The organism is Streptococcus chenjunshii (assembly GCF_003086355.1).
Taxonomy (GTDB): domain Bacteria; phylum Bacillota; class Bacilli; order Lactobacillales; family Streptococcaceae; genus Streptococcus; species Streptococcus chenjunshii.
On the sequence record NZ_CP031733.1, the window covers coordinates 2,361,294 to 2,382,492 of the forward strand.

The following is a 21,199-nucleotide window of genomic DNA, read 5'->3' on the forward strand; positions in this document are numbered from 1 at the left end:
ACTCTCTCAATATTTCCCCAGTTCTCTCAAGCTGCTGTGATTTTCTTGAATACGCCGGAACATCTTTTCCATATCCGATTTAGTGAAATGGATCAGAACCGGCCGGCCATGCGGACAGTTGTAAGGATTTTTGCACTGGGACAGCTGAAACAGCAAATCACGTGCAGAATAGTCATCTAAAGTATGATTGGCTTTTATAGAACGTTTGCAGGACATCATAATAGCCAGCTCAGCCCGATAAGTTTTAACTGAAAGTTCATTTGTTAAAAGAAGTATATCGCACATCTCATAAACCCCAGCTTCAATCTCATCTTCTTTCATCCAGATAGGATGTTCCCGCAGAATAAAAGTATTCTCACCATAGGGTTCCAGACGAATACCCACTTGATTCAGCAAAGGCATTCTCTCCTGCAGGCTGATAAAATCGGCTGCAGAAAATTCAAAAAGCTGAGGAACCAGAAGCTGCTGTAAACTATTGTCAACCTCTCCAATTTTTTCACGGTAATATTCATATTTAACCCGCTCTTGTGCAGCATGCTGATCAATAATATAAAGTCCTTCAGCATTTTGTGCAAAGAGATAGGTGCCGTGCATCTGTCCGAAATATTCTAATTCAGGAAAGCTGGATTGCTCTTCATTATCCAGTTTATCAATCAGCTTATTTATTTTTGTTTTGTTATTAAAGTCAAATTCAGGATGCTCGTTATCATCATCTTCTTTCAGCTTGCGGCTGGCATATTTAACCGCAGAAGAACTGTCAACTTGCTTTACAGCTTTGTCAACGTCCTCCAAAGAAACAGCTGCTTCTTCAACAGTATCTTCCTTGATAAAAAAGTCCCTCTTCTGCCGATCATACTGAAGTTGACTCTGCTGTAAAGGCAAGCTGGTCTGTTCCGCTTTAGAACTCGTACGTGTACTAGATTTGGCGAGGTTTTCCAGTGCATCTGGGATAAGAGTCTGCTCATGAAGACTCTCTGCAATGGCTGAACTGATAAGCTGCATCAGTTCCTGTTCCTTTGAAATACGTACTTCCTGCTTGGTAGGATGAACATTGACATCAGCCAAATAAGGGTCAATCTGAATGTCGATAACAGCAATAGGAAAGCGCCCAACCATCAATTTAGATCCATAGCCGGACAAAATAGCACGATTGAGCAAAAAATTCCTGATATAACGGCCGTTGATGAGGATAGTAATATAATTGCGGTTGGCACGGGTCAGCTCCGGCAGACTGACATAGCCAGACACTTCAAAATCCAAGTCCGCATTAGAAATTTCCACCATTTTTTTGGCTGTATTAAGGCCGTAAACACCAGCAATTGCCTGACGTAAATCACCAGTGCCGGATGTTTTGATCAGCTGCCGTCCATCGCTGATTAAGGTAAAGGAGATTTCAGGATGAGCCAAACTAAGTCGGTTGACAACATCGACAATATGCGCCAGCTCTGCTTGGAGGCTCTTCATATACTTAAGCCGTGCGGGAGTGTTGAAAAAGAGATTTTCAACAGTTACTTTTGTTCCTGCCGGAGCTGAAACCGGCTCTTCTCTTTCAATCTCTCCGCCTTTAGCGACTATGAGAGTCCCGTGCTCTGCATCTGCAGTTGCTGTTCTCATCGTAAAAGTACTGACAGAAGCAATCGACGGAATGGCTTCCCCTCTAAAACCTAATGTTCGAATACGGAAAAGATCTGCCTGATTTCTAATTTTACTGGTTGCATGCCGCTGCAGACTTAAAGCAACATCTTCCAGAGCAATTCCTTCGCCGTTATCAGTTACTTGAATTTTTTGAAGGCCGGATTCTGCAACTTCAATAATAATCTGTGTGCTGGCTGCATCAATAGCATTTTCAGCCAGCTCTTTGACAACACTGGCAGGCCTTTCAATCACTTCCCCGGCGGCAATCTGATTGGCTAAAATTTCAGGTAATTCAATAATTTTTGACATTGTTTTCCTCACTTATAGATAACCATTATAGCACAAAACAGATTCGAAAAGAATCTGCCGGTTTTTAAGAAAATCTGCCTATTTCAGGCGCTGCTGGATTGGCAGCTACAGTAAGTTCTGCAGTTCAAAAAGCGCATTCAGCGCCTCCAAAGGCGTCAGATTGACAGCATCAAGGCTCTTTAATTTTTGAATAACGGCTTGATGAGCGCTTTCTTCTGCAAATAAACTTAATTGTTCCGACTGAGCAGGAGAAGCTGGTGAGGCAGAGGCTCCTATTTCTGACAAAGGAATATGTGCGGCATCAGCTTCCAAATTACTTAAGATTGAATCTGCCCGTTCCAGTAAGGCATCGGGCAGACCAGCGATTTTTGCAACATGAATACCGTAGGACTTATCAGCAGGACCGTCTGCAATCTTATGCAAAAAGGTCACTTCCCCGTTTTTTTCCAAAGTGGTGACATGAACATTGACAAGATGAGACAGTTCATTCGCAAGTTCCGTTAATTCATGATAGTGAGTTGCAAACATGGTTTTAGCGCCGATATTATTATGAATATACTCGATAATGGACTGAGCCAGCGCCATACCGTCATAAGTGGCTGTCCCCCGCCCAAGTTCATCAAAGAGAATCAAAGAATTCGCCGTTGCAGATTTTAAAGCCTGATTAGCCTCCATCATTTCTACCATAAAGGTTGACTGTCCGGATATGAGGTCATCTGCAGCACCAATACGAGTATAGATAGCATCAAAAATCGGCAGCTCTGCCTGGTCGGCAGCCACAAAAGAACCCATTTGCGCCATAATAACCGTCAAAGCCAGCTGGCGCATATACGTTGATTTCCCGCTCATATTCGGCCCTGTAATCAGCTGAATATGTGTTTCTTCATCAAGGGAAATACTGTTGGGAATATACTCTTGTGCCCCCATAACGGTTTCGATTACGGCATGGCGCCCGTTCTCCACAGCGATTTTTTGCTTATTGTTGAAGTGCGGACGTATGTAATGATTGTTTTCGGCAACAGCTGCCAAACTTTGCAGAACGTCAACTGTTGCTATCGCTTTGGCCAAGTTTTGCAGGCGGGAAATATAACCTTCTACCTGCCGGCGGATACGCATAAAAATTTCATATTCAAGATTTGCCGATTCTTCGCGTGCTTCCAGCATCTCCCCTTCAATTTTTGCCAGTTCGGCTGTTCCGAAACGTTCGGAATTTTTCAAGGTTGCCTTGCGGAAAAAATGATCAGGAACTAAAGACAGATTAGAATTAGTGACATGGAAATAATAGCCGTCTTTTCTGTTGTAGTCTATTTTCAGATTAGTAATTCCGCTGGCTTCCCGTTCTTTGCTCTCAATATCAGCAATCCATCCGGTTCCTTCGCGTATGACTCTGCGGTAATTGTCGAGTTTTTCATCGAAACCTGTGCGGATGATGTTTCCTTCTGTGATAACTGCAGCAGCATCTGGGTCAACAGCAGAACGGATAAGACTTTCCAATTCTGGAAGTGTGTCAAGCTGTTCGATGATTTTATCCAGCTCAGAAGCTTGGAAATTGCCTAAAATTGTTTTAATCAGCGGCACTTGAGCCAGAGTATGTCCCAACTGCAGCAAGTCTTTAGGATTGGCTTTTCCAAATGAAACACGGCTGACCAGACGCTCAATGTCATAAACCCCTTTTAAGCTGTCTGTTAAGTCACTGCGCTCAAAAAAGGAATCCAGAAAAACCTGAATAATATTCTGCCTTTCCAAGATGCGCTGAGGATTTACCAGCGGACGGTCAATCCAGCTGCGCAGCAGGCGCATTCCCATAGCAGTTTTAGTCTTATCTAAAAGCCAGTATAAACTGCCGTGCTTTTTCCCAGTTCTGGCATTTTCCAGAAGGTCTAAGCTGGTTTTACTGGTATAGGACATTTGCAGATAGTTTTTAAATTCGTAATGAATTAACGGCTGTAAATGACTGAGTTCGCGCTTTTGTGTCTGCTGAACATACTGCAGAAGTTTTTCTGCTGCGGAAATTTCAAGGGGAGACAGACTTCCGTCAATCAGATGAGGTGCTTCCAGCCTAGTCTGCTCCTGTGATAATAAAAGATTCATCTGCCCAGTAAGGATATGCGCATCCTCTTCAGACAAGCTGTAGCCAATGACAACCTCACGCGCCTTCAGATTCATAATTTCACTGCGAACACTGAAAAAATCGCCAAGCACTGTCGCATAAAACTCACCGGTTGACAGATCCATATAAGATAAACCAAAGCTAGTACCGTCTGAATCAACGGCAACTAAAAAATTATTAGCGCTGTCGGGTTTAGCAGAATCAACAACCGTTCCTGGTGTGATGACCTGAACAACTTCACGTTTTACAACACCGACTGCCTGTTTAGGATCCTCCATCTGTTCAGCAATGGCTACCTTATGGCCTCTTTCGACAAGGATATCAATATACTGCTGCGCCGAATGATATGGAACTCCCGCCATCGGAATCGGCTGATCAGCGTTTTTATTGCGGCTGGTCAGGCTGATTTCTAAAATCTGTGCAGCTTCCACTGCATCATCATAGAACAGTTCATAAAAATCTCCCATCCTAAAAAGCAAAAAAGCATCTGGATATTCTTTCTTAACATCCAAATACTGCTGCATGCCTGGAGACAGTTTTTCACTTGGCATCAGTTAACTCCTCATTAATCTTTTTCTCTAAGGTCTTAGTGATATACTGCAAAAGATCGCTGGCATCCTGCATTTTATCGCGGTAATCCTGGACAACAGGCAGCTGAGACAGTTCCTGCTCAAGCTTGTCCGCTTCCTGCCCTGCTTTAGAGGCAGCCTGATCTTTTTCAATTTTCTGAAATAAGACAGCATCCTGCTGGTAGGCTTTCATTTTATGAGCTAAATGCTCCAGCTCAGGTAATTTTTTAATATGCTGTTCCGCTTTTTTAAAGGCTTGAATGCTGTCATGCTTACGAATAGCTTCCAGCAGCGCCTCTACAGATTCATCAAACTTACTATTCATACTACACATCAATTACAAACCTGCCAGCAAATCCTGCTCAACTTCTGCTGCAACGGTTCCGTCTTTACAGATAAGGAGCAATGTGTCGGCACCGGCCACTGTTCCCAACAAATCCGGAAGCTGAGCGCTGTCAATAAGATTGGCTAAAACATCGGCTTCGCCTAGGTTCGTATGCAATACCAAAATAAAGTCTGCCCGCGCCACTTTTAAAATATAAGAACGAATAACAGGCGTAAAACGGCTAACTGAGGAACTCGATAGGCTGTAATAAAGTTTGCCGTCAGCATCGCGACGTTTAAGCAGGCCAATTTCACGTAAATCACGGGAAAGAGTGGCTTGGGTGACCTGAATCCCTTCATCCTGAAGAGCCCGTTTAATAGCTTCTTGTGTGCTGATATGGCCATTTTGGATAAGATATCTGATTTTTGCTTGTCTCTCTGCTTTATTCATCAATTTTCCCTTTAACTGTCTATTTGTACTTAAAATTATAGCAAAAAAGCCTGAATATTTCAGCTATCCTCCTTGCGGCTTATCAAACAGACACAGAACCTGTTTCTAAAACACCGCTTCTCCTCCGCAGTGCTTTTTTCTCGACTTTTCTTAGCCTTTGTTTTCCTGAGCTTTTAGGGCTGGGACAAAAGTCCTGCTTCTTTTTACTTTTTAACAGATGAGCTTGGCGCAGCGGCTGATTGGAAGATCCTATCCCTTGTCGCGCAAAGGATAGAGACTCCCTGATCAACTGTACGGAGGCGGGACGACAAAAGCGAAAGCGTCATGTTATGGCAATTTAACGATTTTTGTCCCACGCTCATCGCATTGAACTTTTGCTGTCTATTCCTCCTTGCAGCATAATTTACATCGATGACTCTCGTCTAATTTCAAGTTTTGTGTTAAAATAATGTGACTACTGTTTGAGGAGAAAGTTAAGATGGATACAAAAGATTTGGTTGCCGAGCAGATAAGAAAAGCTGTCCCTGACTTAGAAGCGGCAGCTGTCACTGATTTACTGGAAATTCCCAAAAATTCTGACATGGGTGATTGGGCTTTTCCAGCCTTTAGTTTGGCTAAAACCTGGCGCAAGGCACCTCAGCTGATTGCAGAAGAAATCATTCAAAAAATTGATAGCAGTCAGTTTGAAAAAGTACAGGCCGTAGGACCTTACGTTAATTTCTTTTTAGATAAAAGCCAAATATCAGCAGCCCTTATCGGCCAAGTTTTGGCAGAAGGCGCTGACTATGGTCAGGAAAAGATAGGAGCGGGGCGCAATGTGACCATTGATATGTCCAGTCCTAATATTGCCAAGCCTTTTTCAATCGGACATCTGCGCTCTACCGTTATCGGAGACAGTTTAGCACAAATTTTCCAGAAATTAGGTTACAAAACAGTCAAAATCAATCATTTAGGGGACTGGGGCAAGCAGTTTGGTCTCCTTATCCTTGCTTACAAAAAATGGGGACAGGAGGAAGCCGTTAAAGAACATCCGATTGAAGAACTTCTACAGCTTTATGTCCGCATCAATGAGGAAGTTCAAAAAAATCCTGAACTGGATGAAGAAGCGCGTGAATGGTTCCGCAAACTGGAAGAAGGAGATGAGGAGGCGCAGAATCTTTGGCAGTGGTTCCGCAAAGAAAGCCTGCTTGAATTCAGCCAGCTTTATGATGAGCTGGGAGTCACTTTTGACAGTTATAACGGGGAAGCTTTCTATAATGATAAAATGGCCGAAATTGTTGACCTCTTGTCCGCAAAAGGCTTGCTTAAAGAATCACAGGGCGCACAAGTTGTTGATTTAGAAAAATACGGCTTTGAGCATCCAGCTCTCATTAAAAAGTCTGATGGGGCAACACTGTACATCACACGTGACTTGGCTACAGCGCTCTACCGCAAACGGCAGTATGATTTTGCCAAATCTATTTATGTCGTTGGCAGTGAACAGGCCGGTCATTTCAAACAGCTCAAAGCTATTCTTAAAGAAATGGGTTACGACTGGACAGATGACATCCACTATGTTCCTTTCGGTTTAGTTACTAAAGGCGGTAAAAAGCTTTCTACACGAAAAGGAAATATTATCCTTTTGGAACCCACGCTTGCTGAGGCTGTGAACCGTGCCGCCCAACAAATCAATGCCAAAAATCCCGATCTTGCTGATAAAGAAGCTGTTGCCCATGCCGTAGGTGTAGGAGCTATAAAGTTTTATGATTTAAAAACTGACCGAATGAACGGCTATGATTTCGATCTTGAAGCCATGGTATCTTTTGAAGGAGAAACCGGCCCCTACGTCCAATATGCACATGCACGCATTCAGTCGATTCTGAGGAAAGCCGCTTTCTCTCCTGATACCGGCGCTTCCTACAGCCTTAATGACAAAGAAAGCTGGGAAATTGTTAAACTGATTCAAAACTTTCCAGACACTGTCAAACGCGCCGCTGACAGATTTGAACCGGCTCTTATTGCAAAACATGCGATTCATTTGGCGCAAAGTTTTAATAAATACTATGCTCACACTCGTATTATTGCTGCTGACCCTGAGCGCGACAGCCGGCTTGCTCTTTGCTATGCAACGGCCACAGTATTAAAAGAAGATCTGCGCCTGCTTGGCCTTGAGGCGCCAAATGAAATGTAACAGAAAAGAGTATGGGACAAAAATCGGTAAATTGTCATAACATGACGTTTTCGATTTTGTTGTCCCGCCTCCGCACAGTTGATCAGGGAGCCGCTAACCCTTTCGCAACATTTCAAACAGTCACTGCGCCAAATTCATATGTTTAAAAAAGTAAAAGGAGGCGGGACTTTTGTCCGAGACCGCTGGAAAAGTCTGCGGAAAAAACGAAGCCAATAAAAAACGGCTCATTGTCAACTGTAGTGGGTGACTTATAGCTAAGCACGAGAGAGAATCAGAGAGGTTCTCTCTTTTTGAATGTTCAAAGCGATTAGAATTTTAGTTTTAAAGTTTTTGAAGTTCCTAAAACCAAAGGCATTTCGCTTAATGTCTTTGATAATCTTATTGGTAGCTTCGAGTTTGGCGTTGGAGTAGGGGAATTCAAGGGCGTTGGTAATCTCTTTTTTGTATTTCTTGAAGGTCTCAAAGGTCGTTTGAAGCACTGAGTTGACCGTGCCCATGTGTTCTTCGATCAGTTCGAAAAAGTACTTGGAATTCTTTTGCTGAAAATGGAATAAGAGCAGCTGATAAAGATCATAGTAATAGCGAAGTTCGTCTGAGAGATTTAATGTTTTCTCAATGATTTCACGAGGTGTTAAAGTCTGTCTGAAAGTTCGTGAATAGAAGGGTTTGTCAGAGAGCTTCCGACTCTCTTTTTGGAAGAGTCGCCAGTGATTTTTTAAGGCACGATAAGGTAATGAGCCTTTATCAAAGGTTTTCATGATGGCAATTCTGGTAGCCAACATAGCACGTCCTAGGTGCTGCACAATGTGGAAACGGTCCAACACAATCTTGGCGTTTGGAAATAATCTTTTGATTAGGGGGATATAGCTTCCAGACATGTCTGCGGTCACGACCTTAACCTGCTCACGACCCTTTCGAGAGTACTTAAAAAAGTGGTTCTTGATAGTTGTTTGCCGGTTGTTGTCTAAAATGGCCATAATCTTTTTGGTTTGAAAATCTTGAGCGATAAAAGCGAGTTTTCCTTTTTGATAAGAGAATTCATCCCAGGATAAGACCTCAGGAAGTCTTGAAAAGTCCTCTTTGAAGGTCAATAGTTCTAACTGTCGTTGGACGGCAGAAACGGAGATATGAAGGGCTTTAGCGATGTCTGTATTGGTCCGTTTTTCGGTATGAAGCTGGGTGATTTTCTGCCAGACAGGATGCGAGATTTGGTGATTCTTCTTAACCAAACTTGTTTGAGCGACCCTGACTTTACGGCAGGACTTGCATTGGAAGCGTCTTTTTTTGAGTTTAAGGAGGGTTGGCATGCCTTGGATATCTAAGATTGGAATGGTAGATGGCTTTTGGAAATCATATTTAATCATGTGGTGATTACAGAGAGGACAATGTTTTGGTGGATAATCCAGCATAGCGTTGATGACAATATGACTATCGTATTTAACAGCACTCCCTATGATGATATTTGGGTCTTTCATTCCGATTAATTCTGTGGTATGCTTAAGATGTTCCATATGAGCCTTTCTAATGAGTTGTTTGAACGCTTTTCATTATAAGTCATATGGGACTTTTTTTCTACAGTCAAAAAGCTCCATAATCTCCAGAGTGGAGTTACCCACTACAGAAATTATAGAGCCTAAAAAACGAACGATTTATGCTAGTCAAACAGGACTTAGTTTATATCGTTCGTTTTTTAATTTGTTTTTATTGCTTTTCTATCAGTTTATTTGTTGATAATTTCATTGAGATGACTTTTTCAGCGGCCTTCTTTTGTCCCCTGCCTCTTTCCAGTGTCATAAAATGTTTAGATCAGTAAGATTTCAATTATATAAGAACAGCTCCTTCTTATTTATCATAATTTCTCCGGCGGATTTTAAAATCAGAACTGATTACCTCATCAACATCCATAATCGAAATAAAAGCATCCGGATCTAAGTGGGCTAAAATAGCCTTAACAGCTCTAACCTCACCGGGATTAAGGACAACATAAAGAACCTTCTGCTGCTGGCCAGAATAAGCCCCTTGGCCTTCCAGATAGGTAACGCCTCTATTAATCTCCTGAAGAATTGCCCTTGCTGCTGCTTCTGACTGTTTGGTAATGATAATCATGCCGCGGACAGAGTAACCGCCATTTTGAACAATAGTCAGCACCTGACTGAATACAAAGCTGGCAATCAGAGTATAGAGCATATGCTGAAGATCAATGTAAATCAAAGAGGCACAAAGGACCAAAGAATCGATAAAAAGCAAGGTCTGTCCAAGCTTAAACCCCAGTTTTTCCTCCGCCAGTCGGCCGATAATATCCGTTCCTCCCGTTGTTGCTCCATAGCGAAAAACCAACCCGCTCCCCGCTCCGGAACATAGACCGGCAACCACAGCTACCAGCATCATATCATGCTGCAGAACGATTCGCAGCGGAATGAGCTGCCAAAACCACATGAAAAACGACATTAAAACTGTCCCGTAAACCATCAAAGTCAGAGACTTTCTGCCTAAAACTCTGGCACCTATAATAAAAAGCGGGATATTAAAAAAAAGCGATGAATAAGCGGGATTAATCCCCAACAAAGAATGAATAATCAACGTGATTCCGGCAACACCGCCTTCTGCCAACCGATAAGCCATATTCAGCTTTACAAAACCGAAAGTATAAATCGCCACCCCTAAAGTGATTAATAATAAATTCCGAACCTGAATAATTTTCTCCTCTTTGACCATCACATATATCCTTTCCTAGCTAATCAGATCTAATTGAGACTCAGTCAAAATCAACAGTAGGCCGGCAGACTTGAACACTGACTGCCATAAATATCCGAATTTTTACATGCTCAGCAGGCTGCCGCTCCAGCAGCTTTTCGTCTTGACAAAGGATACTGAGACATAAAAACCAACCCTCTTATTCTGAGAGCCGGTAGACTTTTTCATTTATTGAAAGCCGCAAAGAAGACGGTGCTCCATTGCTGAAACCTTTTGAAATATCATCTTAGGGAGCAGTCATGCTCTCAACATTTCCTAATTGCTACTCCTCTACAAAATGCCCCATAATTTTCACGTTTTCCGCAATCGAAACGAAGGCATCAGGGTCGGCTTTTCTCATAATATCCTTGAAATCTTGGTACTCAGCTCGGGTGATAATGGTGATTAAAACAGCTTTTTTCTCATGATTGTAAGTCCCTTGGGCATCATTGATAGACGTTACACCGCGGTTAAGCTTCCGGTGAATTTTCTGTGTAACTCTCTCCGGTTGATTTGTAATAATCATAGCCTGCAGTTTCTTCTGCTTGGTAAAAACAGCATCTGTCACACGGCTGGATACAAAAATAGTTATCATTGAATACAGTGCGTACTGCCAGCCAAAAAGCAGACCGGCAAAGATCATAACCAAACAGTTTATAAAGAGTGAAATACTCCCAACATCACGCCCGGTTTTCCGCCGTATAAGCAGGCTGACAATGTCAGTTCCGCCGCTGGAAATATTAGCCCGCAAACCATAGCCTACACCAAGCCCCATAATCAAGCCGCCAAAAATAGCATTAATCAAAGGATCATCTGTCAAAACAACAACCGGCACAAATTGAATAAAGAAAGAACTGAATGTTACTGTAAAAAAGGTAAAAACAGTAAACTTGTGCCCAATTTTTCGCCAAGCGAGCAGAAGGAGCGGTAAATTAATAAGATAAAAACTTAAAGCAACAGGAACTGCATACCCTGTCAAACGTCCGCTCACTGCTGATAAAACCTGCGCCAGACCAGTTGCTCCGCTGGAATAAACATGTCCCGGCTGAAAGAAAAAGTTGACAGCAATACTGGAAAGAAGCCCATAGAGCAAAGCGGCTGATAACTTTTCGGTATACTTTTCCCGTGAAATACTCTGCAGGGTTTTAAAAACACCGCCCTTTTTAGCCTGTTTGCTGATAAGATAATGCATTTTTTGCTGATAACTGTTTTTAATCGTTTTCTTCATAATGATTGACCTGAAGAGCCAGTTCTTTCAGCTGTTCATCTGAAACAAGACTCGGAGCCTGTGTCATTGGATCAATGGCTCTATTATTCTTTGGAAAAGCAATGACCTCACGAATGTTGTCCTGACCTGCAAGCAGCATGACCAGCCGGTCAAGACCAAGTGCCAGGCCGCCATGCGGAGGAAAACCGTAGTCCATAGCTTCCAGCAGAAAGCCAAATTGCTCCTGAGCCTCTTGATCAGAAAAACCGAGCGCCCGCAGCATTTGTTCCTGAAGTTCGCGCTGATTGATACGTAAGCTTCCTCCCCCCAATTCATAGCCGTTAAGTACGATATCATAGGCCAGTGCACGTACTTTGGCTAAATCGCCATTCAATTCATGAGCGCTTTCTGAGGCAGGCAGTGTGAAGGGGTGATGAGCGCTTACATAACGGCCTTCTTCTTCGGACCACTCAAACATTGGCCAGTCTACAACCCACAGAAAATTAAACTTGGACTTGTCAACCATGTCAAGTTCTTTGGCCAAACGCAGGCGCAGAGCACCTAAAGCGGTATTGGCAACATCAAGCTTATCAGCCACAAATAAAACCATATCATTTTCTTCAAGCTGTAAAGCAGCTGTCAACTTTTCCTCGGCTGCAGTTAAAAATTTAGCAATCGGTCCTGTAAGCTTTCCATCAGTGTACTTCACCCATGCAAGACCCTTAGCGCCAAATTGTTTGGCGAAGTCTGCCAGCTTGTCAATCGCTTTACGTGAATAGCTGTCCGCCTGATTCTTCACCACAATAGCCTTGACAGCTGGTGCTTCTGAGAAAACCTTAAAATCAAGCCCCTTGACAAGTTCTGTCAAGTCTTGCAGCAGCATCTCAAAACGTGTATCTGGTTTATCAGATCCATAGTAGTTCATGGCATCATCATAAGTCATCCGCGGAAAAGGCAAGGTTACCTCAAGACCTTTGACTTCTTTCATTACTTTGGCAATCATGCCCTCTGTAATATCCTGAATTTCCTGTTCAGACAAAAAGGAAGTCTCTAAATCCACCTGAGTAAATTCAGGCTGGCGGTCTCCGCGCAAATCTTCATCCCGAAAACATTTTACGATTTGATAATAGCGGTCAAAACCGGCATTCATGAGCAGCTGTTTAATAATCTGCGGACTTTGCGGCAAAGCATAGAAATGCCCTTGACTGACCCGAGACGGTACCAGGTAATCACGCGCACCTTCAGGTGTAGATTTCGTCAGCATCGGTGTTTCAACATCGATGAATTCTAAACCATCCAAATAGTTGCGAATGGCATGAGTGACTTTAGCCCGCAATTTAAAATTGGCCAGCATTTCCGGACGGCGCAAATCAAGGTAGCGATAGCGCAGACGGGTATCATCTGCGGCTTCCACACCATCCTTGATTTCAAACGGTGTAGTCTTAGCTTCATTCAGAATTGTAAGAGCTTCTATTTTCAATTCAACAGCACCTGTCGGCAGATTGCTGTTAACCTGTTCACGTGCAGCAACCCGTCCGGTCGCTTCAATCACGAACTCATTGCGAAGGTTCTCAGCCGTCGCCATAACACTCTCAGATACGTCTTCCGGATTAATCACCAGCTGCATAAGACCTTCACGGTCCCGCAAATCAATAAAAATCAGACCACCCAGATCACGGCGGCGTGCAACCCAGCCTTTAAGGGTCATAGTTTGTCCAATATGTTCGCTGCGAACACACCCTGCATACATAGAACGTTTCACGATTAAGCTACCTAAAACAGATGACATGCCTCACCGCACCTTAAGAAAGAAGATGAATTTTCCAGTTAAGCACAGCAAAAACCTGTTTTTTTATTCCTTTCAAACTGACTGATACGCAAAAATCAAAGCACTCACCAATCACTGCTGCAGAGCAGGGCAGGCTGTCTTGATTTTCAAAAAGTAAAAGTCATCATTATTTATCCTTTCCTATTATAGCAAAAAGCAAACAAAAACCCCACCTGCAAGGAGGAGTTTTTTACAATCCAGCCGCTAAAGCCTTTCCAATCCTAAAGACCTTTAATCGGTCTGCCTAAGCTTATGTCTGTCAAGTCCGAATTTTTGGGCCAGAACAGACGGGACATCGCCTTCTGCCAAAAAGGCATCTAAGCGCTTATCACGCCGGTAGCTGGCATAAAAATCCACCAGCGGCAGGACAAGATAAAGATAAGCCCCCCAAGAGTGCAAAAAGTAAGCAGCCAGAATAATAAGCAGATTAAGAACAATAGTCGCCAATAAGCGGCGGCGGTAAAAATGATACAAAAGTGTATTCATGGAGGTTTCACGGCTGCTCTCTTTCAGTTCAATGATTGGAATGAGGTTGAGGGCTGTAATAACAGAAACATTGAGCAGGCCGTAAAAAAGCACGGATACCCAAACCGTATCATAAGAAACTAGCATTTTAATAGCAAGAGGAAAAAGAGACAGCAGACCATGAGCAAAAATATCCAAAAACAAACTTTCCAGCTTGGTAGGTACTGTTTGATGCTGAATCTTAGCCCGACGGTACCAAATATTAATCAAGAGAATAAAGGAAATCAAGAAAAGACTGACAGATTTGACAAACTCCGGCAGCTGATCAGCACTGGTCGGTGCTTTTACTTCCAACACCAATATGGTCATAACGATAGCGATAATAGCATCGCTCAGCGTATCAAACCGCCCGAAAATATATTTCACAGAAAAGCTCCTATCTCAAGCCGGCAAAAACACTTGTGAAGTCTGACATGAGTTTATCAAGACTAACTTCAGTCTCCTGACGGCTGCTGTTGTTCCTGACAGTTACTCGCCCTGTTTCGACTTCAGTTTCACCAAGAGTGATGAGAGTCTTTGCCTTAAAAGTATCTGCTGACTTAAATTGTGCCTTAATTTTGCGCCCAAGATAGTCACGCTCAGCAGAAAAGCCCTGTCTGCGAAGAGCCTGCACCAGCTCCAGTGCTTTGCTGTTGGCGCCCTCTCCCAGAACAGCAATGTAAACATCCAAACCATCCTCCAGAGGCAGCTCGATCCCCTGCTTGTCAAGGACGAGAAGCAGGCGCTCCAGACCGAGACCAAAACCAAATCCAGAAGTGGCAGGACCGCCAAAATAGTCCACCAGGCCATCATAGCGGCCGCCCGCACAAATCGTCAGCTCAGACTTGCCAACCTTGGTCATAAATTCAAAAATAGTATGATTGTAATAATCCAGACCGCGCACCATATTAGTATCAATCACATAAGAAATTCCAAGAATTTCAAGCATCTCACGTACAGCGTCAAAGTGTGCCTGAGACTCCTCATCCAGATAATCCAGAATGGAAGGGGCATGCTCAACGGCAGCCTGATCCTCTTTTTCTTTAGAATCCAGTACGCGCAGCGGATTTTCTTCTAAGCGGCGCTGACTGTCCTTGGACAAATTTTCCCGCATCGGCAGAAGATAATCAATCAAAGCCTGACGGTAAGCGGCCCGGCTGCTGGCATTGCCAAGAGTATTGAGATGCAAAATCACATCTTTTATACCAAGTTCCTGAAAAAAATGATAAGCCATGGCAATAGTCTCTGCGTCAGTCGCAGGGTTTTTAGAACCGAAAGCCTCTACACCGATTTGATGAAACTCACGCAAACGGCCGGCCTGCGGACGTTCATAGCGGAACATGGGACCGATATAGTACATCTTGACAGGCTTTTGAACCTCCGGTGCAAAGAGCTTATTTTCCACATAAGAACGCACCACCGGTGCCGTCCCTTCCGGACGAAGCGTAATATGGCGGCCGCCCTTATCGTAGAAATCGTACATTTCCTTGGTCACAATATCCGTGGTATCACCGACAGAACGGGAAATCACCTCATAATGCTCAAACATAGGTGTTCGAATTTCACCATAATGATATTTTTCAAAGGTTTCACGCGCAGTTTTCTCCACATACTGCCATTTAGCGCTGTCAGCAGGCAAAATATCCTGCGTCCCTTTCGGTTTCTGTAATTGCATAATTAAAATTCCTTCACTTGTAATCCTCTCTATTTTACCATGTTTTTGGAAAATAGCAGAGTTATTTTTCTAAAAAATCTGTCAAGTAACTTTACTTTACAAAAAAGATGTGCTATTATATTAAAGTTGATGAAAATCAAAATATCTATTTTACTGAGCGGGTTTAAAAAAGAGACCAGCTTGCCTTGGAGTAAACGGGGCGGCTGTCTTTCCACTATATAAGGTCCCTGCTCTTATGATCTTAATCTTGAAAGGAATGAAACAATGGCAGTACCTGCACGTCGCACTTCAAAAGCGAAAAAAAACAAACGCCGTACACACTACAAATTGACAGCTCCAACTGTAAAATTTGACGAAACAACCGGAGATTACTCCCGTTCACACCGTGTTTCCCTTAAGGGTTACTACAAAGGACGTCAAATCGCTAAAGCTAAAACAGCTGAATAATAGAAAGGAAACAGTATGCGCGTCAATATTACACTTGAACACAAAGAATCCGGCGAACGCCTGTACCTAACTTCAAAAAACAAGCGTAACACTCCGGACCGTCTCCAGTTGAAAAAATACTCTCCAAAATTGCGCAAACACGTGATTTTTACTGAAGTGAAATAAGACATTAAAAGAAAAGCCTTTGAAACCAATGTTTCAAAGGTTTTTTTTATGTTGCTTGAAAAGGAATTACTTTACAATTTTCTTCCACTTACGAATTTTAGTTCTGAATGTCCCAAAAGGGGCTACAGTATTAATGTGAATAAACTTATAAACTTCCCAGACCGCATTCTTGGTTGCCCCATCAGCCCATTTGCGCATATGAGGTTTAAATAAAACGTCTCCACCCATTGAATCAATCATGTCACATATAGCATACACATTGCTGTTAAGCAGAACTGTGAGTTCTTTAATTGTTAAACCAGCATAGGTATCAGTAAAATACTGATAAAGCTTCCCAAGTTGATTCCACTTAAATGTTTCAGTAGGTGTTTTAACTTCTAAACCTTTAAGTTCATCTGATTCCCATTTTAATACTAGAGTAGTCCATCCAACCTGATAGGCTAGATTCTCCGCCGGTGTCCTGTCAACCTCTTCGATTCTTAAATCCTTCAAATCTTCGGGAATGTCATCGAATTCAGCAATATACTTTTGATATGAGTTTGCTAAATTTCAAGTTGAAGTTAGCCACTGAATACAATTTCTCTAGGTGTCTTGTAGTTTAATATTCGTTTGGGATAATTGTTTATCCACCATTCAATCTGAGTGGCCAGTTTTCTGGTCGCTCTTGTTTTTCCCTTGGGTAGGAAACGTCGAATAAGACGGTTGTGATTCTCATTAGAGCCTCTTTCCCAAGAGCAATAAGGGTGAGCATAGTAGATCTTCTCTTCACTAAAAATCTCGCTTAGTCTAGCAAATTCTGCCCCATTATCAGCTGTGATTGACGTGATCTGATATTCCTGTAAAATGCTCGACAAGGCTTCGTTAACGGCTTGTGCTGTCTTACTGGGCAAGTAACGAATGATTTCATACCTGGTTTTTCGATCTGTTAATGTCAGAAAGCAAGGCGCTTTAGCCCGTGTCTGAACAACCGTATCAATCTCATAATGCCCAGCCTCCAGTCGTTGAGTGATCGCTTCAGGCCGCTCCTCAATCGACTTTCCAACAGGCATGAAATTAGGACTGGCTGTTTTCTTAGGGGATTTGCCTTTTCTTGGATACAGCCTATCTGCCTTAGTCAGCCCCAGGTACCCCTTGTCCATCCAGTAGTATATGGTGGATTGTGGGACGTTGACTTTACGTTTTGAAATCATCTCAGGTGACCACTTCAGCTTGATGTAGTGGACAATGGTTTCCTTGACTTTCTTCGTGAGACTAACAGCTTTACGGCTATTTTTTCGATTAATCTCATACACTTCCTGAGCTCTATCCGCCCTATAAAGCTTCTCAAACTTCCCCTTACGCACCTGTTGGAGGACCAGTCCACGTTTCATCTCGTTGTTTATCGTTTGAGGAGCTTTGCCTAAGAGACCTGCAATCTCACGATTAGATTTCCCTTCTTGCTTCCAGCGTTCAATCAAGCGGCGATCAGCTATTGTCAAGTGCTTGCCTGTTGGTGTATAATGGTCTTGCATCTCTATGTCCTTTACTTGTGTTTTCGTCAACTACAAGTGTAACATAGAGGTGTTTTTTTGCATCTAAGTGGCTAACTTCATTTTAGAACTTTCATTTTGATATGAGTTTAGTATTTCTTCCTTAAGTTCATCTTTATCTGCATATGTTCTCATTGTTTTACCTCCCTTGATACAATCAAAGTCATTGTATCATAATAACTATTCTTTTTTGGAAAGCGCGGCTATTATAATCCCATATTTTTTATCAATCTTTCAAGCTTTTCAGCCGCACCTTTCATAGTATCTTTTGGCTTCTTAATCATAAAAAACAGACACACTCGATTTCCCTAGTCCTAAGTTCTGCTCGCTATCGCAGCTTTTAAATCATTTTTATCACTTTTTTACCCGAAATTGTGAATTGTGGCATTCAACATATGCTATAATGAAAAATAGAAACGATAGATTTAGATTAGGAAGCTGGCCAAAGATGCAATACACAGGCGAAACTAAATTTGAAAAACAATTGATTGCTCAGCTCTCATCAGGTGAAAGTCCATGGACTTATAGGGATGATTTGAAAACAGAAGCAATGCTTTGGGACAATTTTTTTGCCAAACTAGCGCAAAATAATGTTTCTGTTTTAGATGACGTTCCTCTGACCGAACAGGAAAAAGCTCAGATTAAAAACCAGCTTAACTTTGTCAATTATTATGAAGCCGCCAAATGGCTGGCAGGTGAAAACGGTATCGCCAAGGTTCAAGTTCAACGTGAAGATGTCAGCCTTGGTACGATACGCCTTTCAGTCATTTGGCGCGATAATATTGCAGGCGGGACTTCATCATATGAGATTGTCAATCAGGTGGAACGGCCTAAAATCTCTCCGGCCGACCAAGACAGGCGTTTAGATGTGACGCTCCTCATCAATGGTCTGCCTATGATTCAGATTGAACTCAAAAATCGTCAACATCCCTTTATGGATGCCTTTCGCCAAATCGTTAAGTACGATCGGGAAGAAAAATTCCGCGGCATCTATGCCAGCCTGCAAATGTTCGTAGCATCAAACATAACTGAAACCCGCTATATTGCTGCGGCTAAGGAAAACAAGCTCAATGATCAATTCCTGACCAAGTGGGTGGACAAAGATAATCAACCAGTCATTGACCTTTTCGCTTTTGCCGATCAGGTCCTGACCATCCCGCGTGCCCATCAGATGGTCATGCAATATTCAATTATTGACGATGCTAAGAAAGCCTTGATTCTGCTGCGGCCTTATCAGATTCATGCTATTGAAGCTATTCAAACAGCCAGCAAACACCAACAATCAGGCTATGTCTGGCACACAACAGGTTCGGGCAAAACTCTGACCTCCTACAAAGTAGCCCGCAATCTTTTGCAAATCCCATCCATTCAAAAGACTATTTTTGTGGTGGACAGGCGAGATCTTGATCAGCAGACAACATCAAGTTTTCTCTCCTATGCTGCTAATGATATCGTTGACATTGATGAAACGGACAATACCCAGCAGTTGGTAACACGCTTATCTGCTGATGATAGGCGTGTTGTGGTGACAACCATTCAAAAAATAAACACTATGATGCGCAAAATAGAAGAAGGCAAATACAGACGTGAAGCCAGTAAAATCAAACAGCTTCATGTTGCTTTTGTTGTCGATGAATGCCATCGCGCCATCACCCCTCTGGCTCAAAAAAATATTTCCAGATTCTTTGTCAACAGTCTTTGGTATGGCTTTACAGGAACACCGATTTTTGTAGAAAACAAACGCAGGCAAGTCGGTGATTTGGCCCAAACAACGCAGCAGCAATACGGTTTACGGCTGCATGAATACACGGTCAAAGAAGCCATTCATGATAAAGCAGTTCTAGGCTTTCGTATTGACTATAAAAACACCTTGATTACCGATATGCCAGAAGAAGATATTCCTGATGAGGTCTATGAATCTGAAGATCACATGCTGGCAGTCTTGGACGCTATCATCAATCAATCCCGAGGTCAACTGGGCTTTCAAAATGGTGTCGGAAAAACTTATGCTGCGATTTTGACAGTCAAATCTATTGCTATGGCACAGAAATATTATGACCTCATCAAGCGCGTGAAAAAGGGAGAAACATCTATCACTATTTCAGAGCGTGTGAAGCAGGTCCTGCCTGATTTTCCCAAGGTTACCATTACCTACTCTGTGACGGAAAATAATGAGGATTCGACCCTCAACCAAGACAAGATGAAGCTTGCCATTGATGATTATAACCAAAACTTTGGGACCCACTATACTATATCTGATCTTAGGGCCTTCAACAGTGATGTCAATGACCGCTTAGCCCGGAAGAAAGATAAGTACCTCTTTCGTGAGGAACAGCTGGATCTGGTTATCGTGGTCAACCGCCTCTTAACAGGTTTTGATGCGCCTTGCCTCTCAACCATTTTCATCGACCGCAAACCCATGCAGCCCCAAGATTTAATACAGGCCTTTAGCCGAACCAACCGTATCTTTGATGCCCCCAAAAAGTACGGGCAAATCATCACCTTCCAGACGCCTCATCTTTTCAAGGATGCTGTAGATAATGCGCTACGCCTGTATTCCAACGGCGGCGAAAATGATGTCTTGGCTCCTGAATGGCCGGAAGAGCGTGCTAATTTTGATGAAAAATTAGCCAATCTCCAAACTCATATCTCGGATGAACCCGGTTTAGGCATCGATCTCGCCAACGCCAGTACTGAGCTGCTCAAGAAATTTGCTAAAGCTTACCAGGAATTTGACAAATACTTTGCTTCCATCCAAGTTTATTCAGAGTATAATCAAGAGCAAGTCTTTGAGGAAACAGGTCTGAATCAAGAGCTCATCGAACGTTACACTGGCACTTACCAAAATGTTATTGATGAAATCAGGCGCCGCAGAGAAGACGGTGACGACGGGGAGGAACCGATTGATGTTATGTATGAATTAGAATCTGTCCATGTCGATGATATCAACTACGAGTACATTATTTCTCTGATACAAGCCTTCATTCCTCAATCAGACGGGGAAAGCAAAGAGCTGAGTGCTAAGGATATTGAAACTGTGGACAGCTATATCGCTAATCTCTCCAAGACCAATTCAGGGCTGGCCCAAATCATTGCCAACCTTTGGTTGGAAATCCAGATGGACCCTGAAAGTTACCGCGGCAAATCCATTGCCAATATCCTAGACCAGATGATTGAATCAGTTATTGACAATGAGGTCCGCAAACTGGCTAAGAAATGGTATATGGGCTACGATCAGCTTCTCTATCTGGTCAAGCACTACCGCAAAGGATCCGATAAGCAGCTGGGAGAAAGCGAACTCAGCAGCAGCCAGCGCTACAAAGAGTACAAAACGGAGGTGGCAGAAGCTCTCAACCCCCTCAAATACAAAATCCAAATCAAAAAAGACTACACCAAACTCATCGAAGAAGTCATCGAACCACTGAGAGGGAGAAGGTAACTCAAGATACAAAGGCCGTTAAGCGACTCAAAGAAAAATAGGAAAGTTGATGCTGATGCAGCAGGCATCTAGGAGATATTATCTTTTTATACAGAGTCGTAGGC

The 21,199-nt window shown here is 42.8% G+C and carries 15 protein-coding genes and 1 pseudogene; 4 read left to right on the forward strand and 12 right to left on the reverse strand.

Features of this window, described 5'->3' with window-relative positions:
• Positions 1 to 6: 6 nt before the first annotated feature.
• The 4 genes from mutL to argR form a co-directional block, all read right to left on the reverse strand.
• The gene (mutL, locus tag DDV21_RS11320; RefSeq protein ID WP_116877798.1) at positions 7 to 1,944 is read right to left on the reverse strand and encodes a DNA mismatch repair endonuclease MutL; all 1,938 of its coding nucleotides are present in this window, start codon (positions 1,942 to 1,944) and stop codon (positions 7 to 9) included.
• Positions 1,945 to 2,049: 105 nt separating this feature from the next.
• On the reverse strand, positions 2,050 to 4,605 hold the full coding sequence (gene mutS, locus DDV21_RS11325; RefSeq protein WP_116877797.1) for a DNA mismatch repair protein MutS: 2,556 nt from the start codon (positions 4,603 to 4,605) through the stop codon (positions 2,050 to 2,052).
• A complete protein-coding gene (locus tag DDV21_RS11330; protein ID WP_116877796.1) occupies positions 4,595 to 4,948 on the reverse strand; it encodes a YlbF family regulator in 354 nt (117 codons plus the stop codon). Before DDV21_RS11330 ends, mutS begins: the two co-directional genes overlap by 11 nt.
• A gap of 12 nt (positions 4,949 to 4,960) precedes the next feature.
• Entirely contained in the window at positions 4,961 to 5,398 is a 438-nt protein-coding gene (gene argR, locus DDV21_RS11335) for an arginine repressor (RefSeq protein ID WP_116877795.1), read from the reverse strand.
• A gap of 478 nt (positions 5,399 to 5,876) precedes the next feature.
• On the opposite strand from argR, the gene argS reads away from it, so the two are divergent.
• Positions 5,877 to 7,568 (forward strand): arginine--tRNA ligase, encoded by a 1,692-nt coding sequence (gene argS / locus DDV21_RS11340; RefSeq protein WP_116877794.1) that lies wholly within the window; start codon positions 5,877 to 5,879, stop codon positions 7,566 to 7,568.
• 254 nt (positions 7,569 to 7,822) lie between these two features.
• Here the strand turns inward: argS and DDV21_RS11345 are convergent, their stop codons facing one another.
• From DDV21_RS11345 to hisS, 6 genes are all read right to left on the reverse strand, one after another.
• Positions 7,823 to 9,079, reverse strand: coding sequence for an ISL3 family transposase (locus DDV21_RS11345; protein WP_117287804.1), 1,257 nt, complete (start codon positions 9,077 to 9,079; stop codon positions 7,823 to 7,825).
• Positions 9,080 to 9,410: 331 nt separating this feature from the next.
• Positions 9,411 to 10,283 carry a YitT family protein gene (locus DDV21_RS11355; protein WP_116879096.1) on the reverse strand — a complete coding sequence of 291 codons (873 nt, stop codon included), beginning with the start codon at positions 10,281 to 10,283 and terminating at the stop codon, positions 9,411 to 9,413.
• A 301-nt stretch (positions 10,284 to 10,584) separates the two neighbouring features.
• Complete coding sequence (locus DDV21_RS11360) at positions 10,585 to 11,529, reverse strand: YitT family protein (RefSeq protein WP_116879095.1); 945 nt, start codon at positions 11,527 to 11,529, stop codon at positions 10,585 to 10,587.
• On the reverse strand, positions 11,513 to 13,270 hold the full coding sequence (gene aspS / locus DDV21_RS11365) for an aspartate--tRNA ligase (RefSeq protein ID WP_116879098.1): 1,758 nt from the start codon (positions 13,268 to 13,270) through the stop codon (positions 11,513 to 11,515). The genes DDV21_RS11360 and aspS overlap by 17 nt, the downstream gene beginning before the upstream one ends.
• Before the next feature lie 297 nt (positions 13,271 to 13,567).
• Positions 13,568 to 14,227 (reverse strand): TMEM175 family protein, encoded by a 660-nt coding sequence (locus DDV21_RS11370; protein ID WP_116879094.1) that lies wholly within the window; start codon positions 14,225 to 14,227, stop codon positions 13,568 to 13,570.
• 10 nt (positions 14,228 to 14,237) lie between these two features.
• Positions 14,238 to 15,515, reverse strand: a complete 1,278-nt coding sequence (hisS, locus tag DDV21_RS11375; RefSeq protein ID WP_116879093.1) for a histidine--tRNA ligase — start codon at positions 15,513 to 15,515, stop codon at positions 14,238 to 14,240.
• Positions 15,516 to 15,779: 264 nt separating this feature from the next.
• Here hisS and rpmF point away from each other — a divergent pair, with 264 nt between their 5' ends.
• A complete protein-coding gene (gene rpmF, locus DDV21_RS11380) occupies positions 15,780 to 15,962 on the forward strand; it encodes a 50S ribosomal protein L32 (RefSeq protein WP_116879092.1) in 183 nt (60 codons plus the stop codon).
• A 15-nt stretch (positions 15,963 to 15,977) separates the two neighbouring features.
• Positions 15,978 to 16,127: a 50S ribosomal protein L33 gene (gene rpmG, locus DDV21_RS11385; RefSeq protein ID WP_002262412.1), complete on the forward strand. Its 150-nt coding sequence runs from the start codon at positions 15,978 to 15,980 to the stop codon at positions 16,125 to 16,127.
• Between the two features lie 66 nt (positions 16,128 to 16,193).
• On the opposite strand, the pseudogene DDV21_RS11390 reads toward rpmG, so the two are convergent.
• Together DDV21_RS11390 and DDV21_RS11395 are read right to left on the reverse strand one after the other, a co-directional pair.
• Positions 16,194 to 16,658: pseudogene (locus DDV21_RS11390) on the reverse strand (ClbS/DfsB family four-helix bundle protein); the annotation flags it as partial.
• Between the two features lie 29 nt (positions 16,659 to 16,687).
• A complete protein-coding gene (locus DDV21_RS11395) occupies positions 16,688 to 17,638 on the reverse strand; it encodes an IS30 family transposase (RefSeq protein WP_116879182.1) in 951 nt (316 codons plus the stop codon).
• A 466-nt stretch (positions 17,639 to 18,104) separates the two neighbouring features.
• Here DDV21_RS11395 and DDV21_RS11400 point away from each other — a divergent pair, with 466 nt between their 5' ends.
• A complete protein-coding gene (locus DDV21_RS11400) occupies positions 18,105 to 21,095 on the forward strand; it encodes a type I restriction endonuclease subunit R (protein WP_116878290.1) in 2,991 nt (996 codons plus the stop codon).
• Positions 21,096 to 21,199: the final 104 nt, after the last annotated feature.